This is a genomic window from Anaerostipes sp. Marseille-Q3525, from assembly GCF_018223505.1.
Classification (GTDB): Bacteria; Bacillota; Clostridia; order Lachnospirales; family Lachnospiraceae; genus Anaerostipes; species Anaerostipes amylophilus.
The window spans coordinates 151536-166272 of the sequence record NZ_JAGTTT010000001.1; the positions used below are offsets into that span (position 1 = coordinate 151536).

The window sequence follows — 14737 nt, forward strand, 5'->3', positions numbered from 1 at the left end:
GAATATCAGCGTTCTTGAATCTTTCTTATTCTATGTTATAATATGAAATAAATGTTTAAGAAAATAAAGCGGAGGAAGATTATTATGGCAGAAGAAGTAAAAGAAACAATGGAACAATTCGAAACTCAGTTAGAAGAATCTTTAAATAAAGCAGCAACAAATGAAGATGCAGTATGGAATCATTTAGAAGAGCTTAAAGAAAGTGGAGAAGTGCTTGCACTGACTGTTGGTGGAGTCGTTAATGGTGGAGTTATTGTTTATGTTGAAGGAATCCGTGGATTTATTCCAGCATCTTTATTATCAACAAAATATGTTGAAGATTTAAATGTATGGTTACAGAAAGATGTAGAAGCAAAGATCATTACAGTGGAACCAGAAGAGCAGAGACTTGTTTTATCAGCAAAAGCAGTAGAGCAGGAGAAAGCAAGAAAAGAACGTGAAAATAAGATCAATGAGTTAAAAGTTGGAACAGTTGTAGAAGGAACTGTAGAAAATATCATGCCTTATGGAGCGTTTGTTGATATTGGAGATGGAATCAGCGGATTAGTTCATATTTCACAGTTAAGCCAGAAGAGAGTAAAATCTCCAGAAGATGTTGTGAAAGAAGGAGAACAGGTAACAGTTAAGATCATAAAAGTTGCAAATGGTAAAGTAAGCTTAAGCATCAAAGCATTAGAAGATGACAAAGAAGCAGCCAAGAAAGCAGAAGAAACTGGAGTAGAGTATACAGAAGATGCTGCAGGAACGAGTCTTGGAGATTTACTGGCAAATATCAAATTATAGGAAGGAAGTCATATGGCAGGATCAGGTTTTGGTACAAATTTCCGCATCACAACATGGGGAGAGACACATGGTGCTGGTGTTGGAGTAGTTGTGGATGGATGTCCGGCAGGGCTATCATTAGATAGAGAAGATGTTCAGAAATATCTGGATCGCAGGAAACCGGGACAGTCTAAGTATACAACACAGAGAAAGGAAGGAGATCAGGTAGAGATTCTTTCTGGAGTATTTGAAGGGAAGACAACAGGAACACCGATTTCCATGGTTGTATATAATAAGGATCAGAGATCTAAGGATTATAGTAATATTAAGGATGTTTACCGTCCAGGACATGCAGATTTTACATTTGATATGAAATATGGTTTCAGAGATTATCGTGGTGGTGGAAGATCATCAGGACGAGAGACGATCGGACGTGTTGCTGCAGGTGCAGTTGCAGCGAAAGTGCTTGAAGAACTAGAAATTTCTGTAAAGGCATATGCAAAGGCAATTGCAGGTATTGAGATTTCAGAGGATAGATTTGATCTTAATGAGATGAATAACAATCCGTTTAATATGCCAGATAAGGAAGCAGCAGATCTTGTAGCCAAGAAAGCAGATCAGATGATCAAAGAACAGGATTCGATCGGTGGAATTATAGAATGCCAGATCACAGGGATGCCAGTTGGTATTGGAGAAACTGTATTTGATAAGCTGGATGCAGAACTTTCGAAGGCAATTATGTCTATTGGAGCTGTTAAAGGGTTTGAGATCGGAGATGGATTTGCAGCTGCAAACCTTAGAGGATCAGAGAATAATGATAATTTTATCAGTATGGATGGCAAAGCCGTGAAAGAAACGAATCATTCTGGCGGAGTTCTTGGAGGAATGAGTGACGGAAGTACGATCGTATTTCGTGCAGCGGTCAAACCAACTCCATCCATTGCGAGAACACAGAAGACGATCAACCGTGATCTTGACAATGTAGAGATTGAAATTCATGGGCGCCATGATCCAATGATTGTGCCGAGGGCTGTAGTTGTGGTAGAATCAATGGCAGCCGTTACGATTCTTGATGGTGTGTTAAAGAATCTAGGAGCAACAATGGATAATATTAAAAAGATTTATGGTGAGTAAGAATGTATGAATTAATTAAAAAAGACGGAAGAGCAAAAAGAGGAAGGTTAACAACCGTCCATGGAGTGATTGAGACACCGGTATTTATGAATGTCGGAACAGTCGCAGCGATCAAAGGTGCAGTCAGCACAGATGATCTTAGGGAGATCGGAACTCAGGTAGAGTTATCAAACACATATCATCTGCATGTAAGAACAGGTGATAAATTGATCAAAGAATTTGGTGGACTTCATAAATTTATGAACTGGGATCGCCCAATTCTTACAGATTCTGGCGGATTTCAGGTATTTTCTCTGGCAAAACTCCGCAAGATCAAAGAAGAAGGAGTATCTTTCTCCTCTCATATCGATGGAAGAAAGATCTTTATGGGACCAGAAGAAAGTATGCAGATTCAGTCTAATCTTGGGTCTACGATTGCGATGGCATTTGATGAGTGTCCGCCACATCCTGCAACAAGAGAATATATGCAGAATTCTGTAGATCGTACAACAAGATGGTTAGTAAGATGTAAGAAAGAGATGGATCGTTTGAACTCTTTGGAAGACACGGTCAATCCACATCAGATGTTATTTGGGATCAATCAAGGTGGAACATTTGAAGATATCCGAATTGAACACGCCAAAGAAATTTCAAAACTAAATCTTGATGGATATGCTCTTGGCGGTCTGGCAGTAGGAGAAACACATGATGAGATGTATCATATCATCGAAGAAACAGTTCCATATCTGCCTGAAGATAAACCAACGTATCTGATGGGAGTTGGTACACCAGTGAATATTCTTGAGGCTGTAGACCGTGGAGTTGATTTCTTTGACTGTGTATATCCAACAAGAAATGGCCGCCATGGACATGTATATACTAATCAGGGGAAATTAAACATGTTCAACAAAAAATATGAACTTGATCATCGCCCAATCGAAGAAGGATGCCAGTGTCCAGCTTGCAGAAGTTACAGCAGAGCTTACATCAGACACCTTCTGAAAGCAAAAGAAATGCTTGGAATGAGATTATGTGTCTTGCATAACTTGTATTTTTATAATACAATGATGAGTGAGATTCGTCAGGCAATCGAAGAAGGAAACTATAAAGAATACAAGAAACGTAAGATTGATGGCATGATGAATCAGTAATCTTATTAGAAAGATGGAGGAAGAAAATGGATCAGGTTACAATGACAATTCTGATGCTGGTCATTTGTTTTGCATTAATGTACTTTTTAACAATCAGACCACAGAAGAAGAAAGATGAAGAGTTAAGACAGATGATGGAAGCTCTGGAAGTTGGAGACAGTGTGTTAACAACAAGTGGATTTTACGGAGTTGTTGTGGATAAAGTTGATGAAACTACGATCATTGTTGAATTTGGTAATGACAAACATTGTCGTATTCCAATGGAAAAATCAGCGATTCAGGCAATGGAGAAAGCAAACGGATCATCTGACGACGAGTAAGATAATTCATGAATAAAAAGAATCTGGAAAATATGAGAATAGAGCTCATATTTCATCCAGATTCTTTTTTTATCTAAGAAGTTCATCAAGAAGATGATCTGGTACATAAAGTGTCCCACGGCCAGTACCAATATCTATATCAGGTTTATTTGCTCCGTGAAAATCAGAACCACCAGAGGCTAAAAGATGATATTCTTTTTTCCATTCTCTTAATTTTGCGATTTGTCCCTTATGGTGGGAAGAATGGTAAACTTCAATTCCAGCAAGACCATAATCTTTCAGATCATGGATAAGCTGTTTTGTATCCTTATTAGAAAATTTATATAAAAAAGGATGAGCAAGAACTGGAATGCCACCTGCATCAAGAATTAATTTGAGGCAGTCTTTCGGATCAAAAAATGGTTTTGGAATATAGTATTTACATTTTTCACCGAGATATTTGGAAAAAGCCTGTTCCCTGGAAGTGCAGATGCCCTCTTCCACAAGAACTCTTGAAAAATGAGCACGTGTAATAACTGTATTAGGGTCTCCGTGTTGTAATTTCTCAAGAGTAACAGGAAATCCATCTTTTTGGAATAATTCGATCATATCGAGATTACGTTTCATTCTTTTGTCTCTCAGATCATTTAATGTGGTATTTAAATCCTTGTTCTTGCAATCAATTCCATAACCTAAGATATGGATCTCACGATGAAGTGTATCACATGAAATTTCAATTCCAGGAATGAATTTTAAATCTTTAGGAAGATTCATTGCCAAGATTTCTGAAATACCATCAACTGTATCATGATCAGTAAGAGAAAAACCATATAAATTCTTTTCAATTACTTTATGGACAATTTCTTTCGGAGTAAAAGTCCCATCAGAACAAGTAGAATGTATATGAAGATCAATCATTTTAAAACTCCTTTCACATATTTAATGTTAGTTTATCACAAAAAGACATAGAAGCAAAACAACAGACATATATTAAATGAAAGAAAGGAGTATTTGCTATGGGGCCAGAAAAGAAAGTGTTATATATTGTGCAAAGTCTGGTTGCTGCTTATATTGTTACCGGACTATTGTTGTGTCTTCTTGCATTTATTGTTTATCAGAGCAATACAGGGACGAAGATGGCGAATCTTGGCATTACACTTACATACATTTTTGCTTCAATCCTTGCAGGAATGATCATTGGAAAAAAGATTGGAAAACGGAAGTTCTTATGGGGATTTTTTGTTGGAGTATTATATTTCGCAATATTAACTTTAATATCTGTTGTGTTTCAGGAAAATACAGTTATTTTTTCAACAGAACGCATCACAGCATTGTTCTTATGTATTGCTGGAGGAACTTTAGGTGGAATGCTTGCTATTTGACTTAGGATATGATACAATATAGCAAGTTATTTTATGAGAATCAGGAGGACGATAAGATGAAACATATTAAAACTCTGACAAATAAAACATTACAGAACACAGTAAAAAAAGGTGGATGTGGTGAATGCCAGACATCTTGCCAGTCAGCATGTAAGACATCTTGTACAGTAGGTAACCAGACCTGCGAACACAGCAAATAGTCAAATAAAACAAAGACTCTATGCTTGAGGCGTTCCTTGTGGGCCGCCTCATTTTTTACATGAAAGAAAATAAATAACAGATAAAGGGAGAAAGAAACAATGGTTCATCAGTATAAGAACAATGGATATAATATGGTCCTTGACGTAGCAAGTGGATCTGTTCATGTTGTAGATGATCTGACTTATGAAGTGATCGCTTTATATGAAGACCATACATTAGAAGAGATCATCAAAGAATTATCATCTTGGGATGAAAAAGATGTAAGAGAATCTTATGAGGAAGTTACAGAATTAAAAGATGCAGGTGTATTATTTACAGAAGATTGTTATGAAGAATACATTTGCGGATTCAAAGACAGACCAACAGTTGTAAAGGCACTTTGTCTTCACATTGCACATGATTGTAACCTTGCCTGTCGATATTGCTTCGCAGAAGAAGGAGAATACAAAGGAAGACGTGCTTTAATGAGTGCTGAAGTTGGTAAGAAAGCTTTAGATTTTCTTGTAGAGAACTCTGGAAATCGTAGAAATCTGGAAGTAGATTTCTTTGGTGGAGAGCCTTTAATGAACTTTGATGTTGTCAAAGAGATCGTTGCTTATGGACGTGATTTAGAGAAGACTCATGATAAGAAGTTCCGTTTTACACTGACAACAAATGGTGTATTATTAAACGACGATATCATGGAATTCGCGAATAAAGAGATGGATAACGTTGTATTAAGTGTTGATGGTAGAAAAGAAGTTCATGATTTTATGAGACCATTTCGAAATGGAAAAGGAAGTTATGACTTTATTATTGATAAATTTAAGAAATTTGCAGACAGTAGAAATCAGCAGAAATACTATGTAAGGGGAACTTTTACACATCATAATCTGGATTTTTCGAAAGATGTTATGCATTTAGCAGATGAAGGATTCGAACAGATTTCCGTAGAGCCTGTTGTGGCACCAGATACAGCAGATTATGCGATCAAAGAAGAAGATCTTCCAAAGATCATGGAAGAATATGATCTTCTGGCAAAAGAGATGATCAAGAGAGAGAAAGAAGGAAAAGGATTTACATTCTTCCATTTTATGATCGACTTAACAGGAGGACCATGTGTAGCGAAACGTTTATCTGGATGTGGTTCTGGAACAGAATATCTTGCAGTAACACCATGGGGAGATTTATATCCATGTCACCAGTTTGTAGGAGAAGAAGATTTCTTAATGGGTAATGTCTTCGAAGGTATTAAGAAAGATGAGATCGTCAAAGAATTCAAAGCATGTAATGTATACTCCAAAGAAGAATGTAAAAAATGTTTTGCAAGATTCTATTGCAGCGGTGGATGCAGCGCAAACTCTTATAACTTTAATGGTACGATCAATGGAACTTATGAGATCGGATGTAAATTAGAACGCAAGAGAGTTGAATGTGCACTTATGGTAAAAGCAGCATTAGCGTTAGAAGAGGAGACGGAGAATGAAGAAGCGTAATAGCAGCGGCAAGTATATTGCAGGGCTTATTTTACTGATTGCGTTGTGTGTATTTGGAGTATTTATTACAACAAAAGGAATCACAAAGAACAAGATTGGACGAGCAAGCAACATTGAACTTGGATTGGATCTTGCAGGTGGAGTCAGTATCACATATGAAGTTGATGGTAAGAACGTATCTGACAGTGATATGAAGGATACCGTATACAAACTTCAGAAACGTGTGGAAGGTTACAGCACAGAAGCAGAAGTTTATCAGGAAGGAAAAGATCGTATCAATATCGAAATCCCCGGAGTAACAGATGCAAACAAGATCTTAGATGAACTTGGTAAACCAGGAACACTTTCTTTTGCAGTTCAGAAACAGGTAAAAGTAAAGCAGAATGGAAAAACAACAACACAGACTACTTTAGATACCATTTTAACAGGACAGAATGTTAAGAAAGCAAAAGCTGTCACAAATCAGAATCAGACAACTGGTAAGAAAGAATATTTAGTTGCCCTTGAATTTGACTCCAAAGGAACAAAAGCTTTTGCCAAAGCTACAAAAGCAAACATCGGGAAACCAATTTATATCATCTATGATAACCAGGTGATCAGTGCACCAAATGTACAGGAAGCGATCACAAAAGGTGAATGTACGATCGATGGTATGGAAAGTTATGAAGCAGCCGAGAATCTTGCTTCATCTATTCGAATTGGTTCCTTACCAGTCAAATTAAAAGAACTTCGTTCTAACGTAGTGTCTGCTAAGTTAGGAGTTAATGCGATCCAGACAACGATTAAGGCTGGAATCATCGGATTTGCCTTGGTATGCTTGATCATGATCGCATTTTATGCAGTGCCAGGTATCATTGCATGTGTAGCACTTGCAATTTATATGCTAATGATGTTACTTGCACTGAATGGATTTAATGCAACGTTGACATTGCCGGGACTTGCGGGTATCATCCTCGGTATCGGTATGGCGGTCGATGCCAATGTAATCATTTATGCAAGAATTCAGGAAGAAATCGGAGCAGGTAAGAGTACAGGAGCTGCGATCAAGTCTGGATTTGGAAAAGCAGCTTCAGCTATTATTGATGGTAATGTTACAACACTGATCGCAGTTTTAGTACTGTGGTTTAAAGGATCTGGAACGGTCAAAGGATTTGCTCAGACATTAGGAATGAGTGTACTAATTTCCATGTTTACAGCACTTGTGATCAGCCGATTCCTTGTATATGCAGCATATCACTTTGGACTTCGTGATAAGAAATGGTATGGAAAACCAAGAACGATCAAGACAAGAGATTTTGTCTGTGCTGGTAAGAAATACGTTGCAGTCGCAGGTGTGATCATTTTAGTCGGACTTGCAGCACTGCCTATGAACAGAAGTAAGATTGGTACGATCTTAAATTATGATCTTGAATTCTCAGGAGGAACAGCATCTACGATCACATTTAAAGATGATCAGAAAGTAAATGATTCTTTAGAAAAACAGATTGTGAAAGCCTATGAGAAAGTCAGCAAATCAACATCTGTTCAGAGTCAGAAAGTAAAAGCGAATAACCAGATGGTTGTTAAGAGTGTAGAACTTAACCTGAATCAGAGAAAACAGATTGAAAAGACATTAAAGAAAGATTATAAAGTTAAATCAGTTACAACAGAGAATATCAGTTCAACGATCAGTAATGAAATGCAGAGAGATGCATTTATCTCAGTTATCATTTCAGCAATCTGTATGTTGATCTATATTGCAATCCGATTTAAAGATGTTAAGTTTGGATCTAGTGCGATCATCGCATTGTTAAATGATGTGTTAGTTGTATTTGCGGCATATTCTATCGGAAGATTATCTGTGGGTGGAACATTTATCGCATGTATGCTAACGATCATCGGATACTCTATCAACTCAACGATCGTTATCTTTGACCGTATCCGTGAGAATCTGAAACTTCAAACGATCCGTACAAGAGATGATATCAAAGCACTTGTAAATCAGAGTATTTCAAGTACACTGGTTCGTACGATCAATACAAGTTTAACAACATTTGTTATGGTATTGGCGTTATTTATCTGCGGAGTATCATCTTTAAGAGAATTTGCCCTGGCATTGATCGTTGGTGTTATTGGTGGAGCATTCTCTTCTGTATTCTTGACAGGACCATTATGGTATATGATGAAGACTCGTATGGGCTCTGATGCTATAAAAGAAAGTAATGGACAGACATCTGTACAGCCAGAGAAGATCACAGCGAATCCAAACCGCAAGAAAAAGAAGAAAAAGAAAAGAAAATAAGACAAGTAAAAAGAGTATTCAGTAAAGACTGAATGCTCTTTTTCTAGAAGATGGAGAAACATGATGGAACAGTGGTATCTGTATAAGAAAAAAGCCGATTTTACAAAGATTGGTGAGAAATTTCAGATTGATCCCGTGATCGCAAGACTGATCAGAAACAGAGATGTGATCGGGGATGAAGAAATACATAAATATTTATATGGAAATCTTTCGGATATTTCAGATCCATTTCTGATGAAGGGAGTCAGAGAAGGTGTGGATATCATAAGAGAGAAGATCAGAGACAGAAAAACAATCCGCATTATCTCAGATTATGATGTAGACGGAGTTGTTTCTAACTATATTTTATGGAAAGCAATCTATGATCTTGGTGGAATGATTGATTTTCAGATTCCAGACCGTATGAAAGATGGTTACGGGATCAATGAAAATATCATTGAGAAGGCAGTAGAGGATCAGATTGATACGATCCTTACATGTGATAATGGAATTGCAGCTAGTGAAGCAATCAGATTTGGAAAAGAACATGGTCTTACAATGATCATTACAGATCACCACGATGTACCATTTATTTTAAATGAAGATGGAAGTAAAGAAGAAATTCTTCCACCAGCTGATGTTGTCATTAATCCCAAACAAAAAGAATGTAAATATCCATATCCGCTTCTTTGTGGAGCAGGAGTTGCATTTCAGTTTGTGAGAGCATTGTATAAATCTATGGGCGAGGATGAAAACAAACTGGAAGATCTGTTATCTATGCTTGCGATTGCGACTGTATGTGATGTTGTAGATCTTACAGGAGAGAACAGGATTTTTGTGAAAGAAGGATTAAAGAGGATCAAAGAGACAAGAAATGTGGGTCTTAGAGCATTATTGGATGTTCATGATCTTATGGAAAAACAGATACAGTCTTATGCTCTTGGCTTTATTATTGGACCATGCATTAATGCAAGTGGCCGGCTGGAATCTGCAGAAAAAGCATTGAATCTGTTCCTGGAAGAAGATAAAAAGAAAGCAATGCAGACAGCAAAAGAATTAAAAGAGCTGAATGATCTTAGAAAAAGTATGACAGAGAATGGTGTAAAAGCAGCATTAGATCAGGCAATGAAATATGAAGCAAAAGGCGATAAAGTACTTGTTTTATATTTACCAGATTGTCATGAAAGTATTGCTGGGATTATTGCTGGAAGAATTAAGGATCGTCTAAACCATCCAGTCTTTGTACTTACTGATGCAAAAGATGGAATTAAGGGATCAGGACGTTCTATCGAAGAATATTCCATGTTTGAAGAGATGATGAAAGTTAAAGAGGTGTTTACTAAATTTGGCGGGCATCCGATGGCAGCGGGATGTTCTCTTGAGAAGGAGAACCTTAAAGCATTTCGTAAAAAGATCAATGAAAATTGTACATTGGATGAAAAAGATTTCGCAAAGAAGGTGCAGATCGACATCGATATGCCGGTTGATTATATCACAATGGATCTGATTCATCAGTTGTCAGTACTGGAACCTTTCGGGAAAGAAAATAAAAAGCCCCTATTTGCACACCGTAAATTAAAGATTGAACGTGTCAATGTGTTTGGAAAAAATAAAAATGTAATTAAATTAGCATTAAAGAGTAGTCAGGGAACACGGATTGATGGTATGATTTTTGAGGATGAAACAGAATTTAGAGAAAAAATGGGGACAAACAAGTATATTACATGCACTTATTATCCTGTGATCAATGAATATCAGGGATATAAGAGTCTTCAGATCAATATTCAAAATTATTTTTTTGCGGAGGGATAACATGAGTAAGATAAAACTGGTTGCAATGGATCTTGATAATACATTATTAGACAGTAATAAACAAATATCAGAACATACAAAAGAAGTGTTAAAAGAGGCGATCAGACAGGGAGTTTATATTGTACCTGCTACAGGACGTATTTTCAAAGCGATTCCGGAGTTTTTGAGAAATATTGAAGGTGTTCGTTATGCAGTTTGTTGTAATGGAGCAACAGTATATGATCAGTATGAAGAAAAGATTATTTATACGAATCATTTATCCGTGGATGTGACATTGGAGTTATTTAGAATACTTGAAAAATATCATTCCACACATGATATTTATCAAAATGGACAGGGATATATGGAAAAACGTTATTTGGATCACCTTTCAGAATATAATGTATCAGGACATTTACTGAAACTGGTAAATGATACAAGGCTGCCAGTGGATGATCTTAAAAAGCATCTCAAAGAAAATCCATTAGGAATTGAGAAGATCAATGCATTTTTTGATAATATGAAAGAAAGATCGGCAGCAATAAAAGAATTGACTGAAAAAAATATTGCTAGTGTATCAAGTGCACTTGATAATAATATTGAGCTTAATCAGTTTGGCTGTGATAAAGGGGATGGATTAAAACATCTTGCCAAATGTCTTGGCTTAACAATGGATGAAGTTATGGCATGTGGAGATGCTGGAAATGATACCATGATGATCAAGGCAGCAGGAACAGGTGTTGTTATGGGAAATGGACGAGAAGAATTAAAAGCAATTGCTGATTTTGTTACAAAGACAAATGATGAAGACGGAGTGGCATATGCGATTGAGAAATTAGTTCTTAATTCTTGACGATGTTATTTGAAGTGATATAATAAGTATGTTTAAATAGTTAGGGGGGAAATATAAGAATGAGAAAAACGCGAAAAACAGCGGCTGTATTGGCTCTGTATGCGGTTTTGATGCTTAGTTCAGCGTCTGTAGTAAGTGCAGATCAGGTAAATGATAAGACATTTGCAAGAGAACAGACAAATGAGCAGACTGACACTAGCAAAGATAATTCTGCCCAGACGACAGAAGCTTCGACAACTGAGGCAACGACAGAAAAGAAAACAGAAGCTAAGCCAACGACAGAAAAGAAAGATAAGACAAATACAAGTCATAAGAAGAAAGCAACAACTAAGAAGACAGAGCGTAATACAATAAAGAAACATAAGAAGAAAAAGAAAGATACCAAAGACAAGAAGAAAGATAAAAAGAAAGACAAAAAAGATAAGAAAGCGATCATTCCAAAAGTCTATAATGACCATAGCATTGAGATGAAAGGAAAGAAAGAATCTATTCAAGGATTTATTTATTTTAATCAGGCAGATGCAGCATGGAATGATAATGGTTACCAGATTCATAGCAGCGGATGCGGACCAACAGCAATGGCTGTCTGCATCAGTTCATTAACTGGTAAATGGGTTACACCAGTAGATACGACAGTTTGGGCATATAAGCATGGATATTATACAAGTGCGGGTGCAAGTCATGAGATGGTACCGGCATTGGCAAAGCAGTATAAACTTTCATGTAATGGACTAGGAACAGATATTAATAAAATACGCAGTGCCTTGAAGAAGAAACATCCGGTAGTAGCACTGATGGGACCTGGTTATTTTACAAAGAAAGGACATTTTATTGTTCTTGTAGCGATTGATAACAATGATCAGGTAACAGTAGCTGATGTTGGAAGCAGAGAACGTACACAATATAAATATCTATTAAAAGATGTAGTAGCCCAGACAAAAGCTGCTTCAGCAGGAGGACCTTGCTGGGAGATTTACTCTAAAGATAAGAAAGCAAAGAAGACAACCGATACAAAGACTAAGACAATTCAGGCGAAGAAAGAATTTAAAGATACATCTAAGATGTATGCAGAGATCAAAGCAGTCTTACAGAAGAACTATCATCTGAGTGTACCGCTTAAGAAAGGAACTTTGGTCAATAAAGATCAGTTTGTCACAGTTAGCTCTTTAACGATCAATGATAAAGTTACAGTTATGGATGTGTCTAAGAAACTTACAACAGATGTTGATCTTCAGCAAGTAGTATCTGAGATTAAGACAGATGCAGTCAAAGGTTCTTTTTGGAATACAGTAACGATTGAACCTAATAAAACAAGTGTAACAGAATAATTTTAAATTACATAGTAAGAGATAAGAAGCACAGAGAATGTAAAAGTTTTCTGTGCTTTTTTACTTCATAGGAAATTTCAGGAGGAAAACATTATGAATATTAAAAAAATGATAACAAAAATTACAGCGGGAGCATTGTGTATGTTAATGTTTGCAGCAACTGTTGGACAGACAATAAGTTCAGTACATGCAGCACAGAGTGATGTGATCGATACATCAAGAACGGCATCCTTAACAATCCACAAATACGACATGACAGCAGCACAGAAAGGCGGAGTTGATTTAAGTCAGTTTACTGCTACTGGAAAACAGGATGCAAAAGCAGAAGAAGCTTTAAAGAAGTATCCGATCAAAGGTGTTGAATTCAGCTATCTGCGTGTCGGTGATGTAGAGCAGCAGAGTGAAGCTGGTAAAGTTCAGATGATCTATGAACTGCCAGATGCATTACAGAAGATCTTAGGATTAGCAGATTCAGATGCGGCAAAGACAGAAGGAAGTAAAGATTACTTTACAAGCCAGATCATCAATGACAAGTTAGCTTCTGCATTAGAAGATAACACTGCATCCAAAGACAAACTGGAAGATTACATGAAGACAAACAACGGAACTGCCATGGATCTTACAGATGCACAGGGTGTGACAAAGAAAGACAAGCTGCCACTTGGTCTTTATCTGATCGTAGAGACAAAAGTTCCAGAAGATGTCACTTATACAACAAACCCTTGGTTCGTGCAGTTACCATCCACTGATTCCGAAGGGGATGACTGGTTCTATGATGTTGTATGCTATCCAAAAAATGAAACTGGTATCCCAACCCTTGATAAAAGAGTTCGAAACAATCCAGATCAGGATAATGTAACAACAGCAGAACAGAGTGCTTTAGCAGATTTCACAAATGCAAGAGAAGAATACAAATACCAGAGCACAGTTACAGCATCCAAAGCAGAAAAGCTTGATTATCAGTTTATCTCAAAATTACCACACATCACATCAGGAACAACATACCTTTCAACATACGCGTTCGATGATAAGATGGCAAAAGGTATGACATACAACAAAAATGCAGTGATTGCGATCTATGACAACAAAGATGCAGCAGATACAACAAACGTTAACAACGTTGACAAAAGTGGTGCGATCGCAGTATGGAAATCATCTGATACAGATCCTAAGTTTGCAGTAACATATGGTAAATCTGGAGATGATTCTACAATGAAAGTAGAAATGACAAAATCCGGATTAAACGAGATCAATAAGAAATACTCTGACAAATATATCGTTGTTTACTATACAGCAGATGTAAACACAGATGATACAGTCGTTCTTGGTGACATAGGTAACCCTAACGATGTGTCCTTAACATGGAAGAGAACATCTACAGATTACTGGGATATCTTAAAAGATAAATGTATCGTATATAGCTTTGGTTACAACTTCACAAAGAAATTCTCTGATAACAAAGGAGATGCAACAAAAGTTAAATTCGTGATCCAGAACAAATCTGACAATTACTATTTAGTAGCAAAAGCAGACAGTGACGGAATTTATCAGGTAACTGGAAAATCTGCAACAGAAGAGGGTGCAACACAGTTCAGCCCTGCAGCCGATGGAAAACTGATCATCAATGGTATTGAAGGTGATGAGTATGGATTTACAGAAACACATTCCGATGCTGGATATACATTACTGAAAAAAGAGATCATCGTAAAGATCAATTCAACAAAAGCAGATATCACACCAACACAAGCAAACATCACAGGAATCCAGTCTAAGAACGAAAATGATTCCACAGCAAACGATGGTGTAAAAAATGGTACAGAACTCGCTAATGATGTAGCAGTCCAGACAACAGGTGCATCTGCAACGGTTGACAGCAAAAAAGCAACAATGAGTGCAAATGGAGAATCCGTAAACGCATTTGTTGATATGGAAGTTACAAACCAGAAACAGTTCTTACTGCCAATGACAGGTGGTGCAGGAAGCTATGCACTGATCATCGCAGGTGTCGTTATTGCCGGATGCGGATTTATGATCGTTAAAAAGAACCAGAAACGTAAAGAAGTTCAGTAAGAGTTAGAAACTTAAAAATGTTTTGATAAACCCTGTCAGGCAACTGGCAGGG

13 protein-coding genes are annotated in these 14737 nt (G+C 37.0%); 12 read left to right on the forward strand and 1 reads right to left on the reverse strand.

The genetic code is table 11. The features are described 5' to 3' along the window. The first annotated feature begins 84 nt into the window (after window positions 1-84). Genes KE503_RS00770 through yajC form a run of 4 tightly spaced genes read left to right on the forward strand, consistent with a single transcriptional unit; the run spans window position 85 to window position 3346 of the window. Window positions 85-783: a S1 RNA-binding domain-containing protein gene (locus KE503_RS00770; protein ID WP_022375016.1), complete on the forward strand. Its 699-nt coding sequence runs from the start codon at window positions 85-87 to the stop codon at window positions 781-783. Window positions 784-795: 12 nt separating this feature from the next. Further along, window positions 796-1896, forward strand: a complete 1101-nt coding sequence (aroC, locus tag KE503_RS00775; RefSeq protein ID WP_055198339.1) for a chorismate synthase — start codon at window positions 796-798, stop codon at window positions 1894-1896. Window positions 1897-1898: 2 nt separating this feature from the next. Continuing rightward, a complete protein-coding gene (gene tgt, locus KE503_RS00780) occupies window positions 1899-3026 on the forward strand; it encodes a tRNA guanosine(34) transglycosylase Tgt (RefSeq protein WP_055198337.1) in 1128 nt (375 codons plus the stop codon). A 26-nt stretch (window positions 3027-3052) separates the two neighbouring features. Next, window positions 3053-3346 (forward strand): preprotein translocase subunit YajC, encoded by a 294-nt coding sequence (gene yajC / locus KE503_RS00785; protein ID WP_055198335.1) that lies wholly within the window; start codon window positions 3053-3055, stop codon window positions 3344-3346. 69 nt (window positions 3347-3415) lie between these two features. Here yajC and KE503_RS00790 read toward each other — a convergent pair whose 3' ends face one another. After that, complete coding sequence (locus tag KE503_RS00790; protein ID WP_212384278.1) at window positions 3416-4243, reverse strand: PHP domain-containing protein; 828 nt, start codon at window positions 4241-4243, stop codon at window positions 3416-3418. A gap of 98 nt (window positions 4244-4341) precedes the next feature. Here KE503_RS00790 and KE503_RS00795 point away from each other — a divergent pair, with 98 nt between their 5' ends. The 8 genes from KE503_RS00795 to KE503_RS00830 all read left to right on the forward strand — a co-directional run bounded on the left by KE503_RS00795 (window position 4342) and on the right by KE503_RS00830 (window position 14685). Beyond that, on the forward strand, window positions 4342-4707 hold the full coding sequence (locus KE503_RS00795; protein ID WP_022375020.1) for a TIGR04086 family membrane protein: 366 nt from the start codon (window positions 4342-4344) through the stop codon (window positions 4705-4707). Window positions 4708-4763: 56 nt separating this feature from the next. Continuing rightward, window positions 4764-4907, forward strand: a complete 144-nt coding sequence (scfA, locus tag KE503_RS00800) for a six-cysteine ranthipeptide SCIFF (RefSeq protein ID WP_009203580.1) — start codon at window positions 4764-4766, stop codon at window positions 4905-4907. 99 nt (window positions 4908-5006) lie between these two features. Then, the gene (scfB, locus tag KE503_RS00805; protein ID WP_022375021.1) at window positions 5007-6383 is read left to right on the forward strand and encodes a thioether cross-link-forming SCIFF peptide maturase; all 1377 of its coding nucleotides are present in this window, start codon (window positions 5007-5009) and stop codon (window positions 6381-6383) included. Beyond that, window positions 6370-8664 carry a protein translocase subunit SecDF gene (locus KE503_RS00810; protein WP_055198332.1) on the forward strand — a complete coding sequence of 765 codons (2295 nt, stop codon included), beginning with the start codon at window positions 6370-6372 and terminating at the stop codon, window positions 8662-8664. The genes scfB and KE503_RS00810 overlap by 14 nt, the downstream gene beginning before the upstream one ends. A 63-nt stretch (window positions 8665-8727) precedes the next feature. Further along, the gene (recJ, locus tag KE503_RS00815) at window positions 8728-10455 is read left to right on the forward strand and encodes a single-stranded-DNA-specific exonuclease RecJ (RefSeq protein ID WP_212384316.1); all 1728 of its coding nucleotides are present in this window, start codon (window positions 8728-8730) and stop codon (window positions 10453-10455) included. Between the two features lies 1 nt (window position 10456). After that, window positions 10457-11287 (forward strand): Cof-type HAD-IIB family hydrolase, encoded by an 831-nt coding sequence (locus tag KE503_RS00820; RefSeq protein WP_022375024.1) that lies wholly within the window; start codon window positions 10457-10459, stop codon window positions 11285-11287. Window positions 11288-11346: 59 nt separating this feature from the next. Continuing rightward, a complete protein-coding gene (locus tag KE503_RS00825; RefSeq protein ID WP_022375025.1) occupies window positions 11347-12615 on the forward strand; it encodes a C39 family peptidase in 1269 nt (422 codons plus the stop codon). A 93-nt stretch (window positions 12616-12708) separates the two neighbouring features. Next, window positions 12709-14685, forward strand: a complete 1977-nt coding sequence (locus KE503_RS00830) for a SpaH/EbpB family LPXTG-anchored major pilin (protein ID WP_212384279.1) — start codon at window positions 12709-12711, stop codon at window positions 14683-14685. The last annotated feature ends 52 nt before the right edge of the window (window positions 14686-14737 follow it).

Excerpts from the sequence above, each read along its gene's own strand:
- KE503_RS00770 (WP_022375016.1), top strand. The coding sequence starts at position 85 with ATGGCAGAAGAAGTAAAAGAAACAATGGAACAATTCGAAACTCAGTTA.
- aroC (WP_055198339.1), top strand. The coding sequence starts at position 796 with ATGGCAGGATCAGGTTTTGGTACAAATTTCCGCATCACAACATGGGGA.
- tgt (WP_055198337.1), top strand. The coding sequence starts at position 1,899 with ATGTATGAATTAATTAAAAAAGACGGAAGAGCAAAAAGAGGAAGGTTA.
- yajC (WP_055198335.1), top strand. The coding sequence starts at position 3,053 with ATGGATCAGGTTACAATGACAATTCTGATGCTGGTCATTTGTTTTGCA.
- KE503_RS00790 (WP_212384278.1), bottom strand. The coding sequence starts at position 4,243 with ATGATTGATCTTCATATACATTCTACTTGTTCTGATGGGACTTTTACT.
- KE503_RS00795 (WP_022375020.1), top strand. The coding sequence starts at position 4,342 with ATGGGGCCAGAAAAGAAAGTGTTATATATTGTGCAAAGTCTGGTTGCT.
- scfA (WP_009203580.1), top strand. The coding sequence starts at position 4,764 with ATGAAACATATTAAAACTCTGACAAATAAAACATTACAGAACACAGTA.
- scfB (WP_022375021.1), top strand. The coding sequence starts at position 5,007 with ATGGTTCATCAGTATAAGAACAATGGATATAATATGGTCCTTGACGTA.
- KE503_RS00810 (WP_055198332.1), top strand. The coding sequence starts at position 6,370 with ATGAAGAAGCGTAATAGCAGCGGCAAGTATATTGCAGGGCTTATTTTA.
- recJ (WP_212384316.1), top strand. The coding sequence starts at position 8,728 with ATGGAACAGTGGTATCTGTATAAGAAAAAAGCCGATTTTACAAAGATT.
- KE503_RS00820 (WP_022375024.1), top strand. The coding sequence starts at position 10,457 with ATGAGTAAGATAAAACTGGTTGCAATGGATCTTGATAATACATTATTA.
- KE503_RS00825 (WP_022375025.1), top strand. The coding sequence starts at position 11,347 with ATGAGAAAAACGCGAAAAACAGCGGCTGTATTGGCTCTGTATGCGGTT.
- KE503_RS00830 (WP_212384279.1), top strand. The coding sequence starts at position 12,709 with ATGAATATTAAAAAAATGATAACAAAAATTACAGCGGGAGCATTGTGT.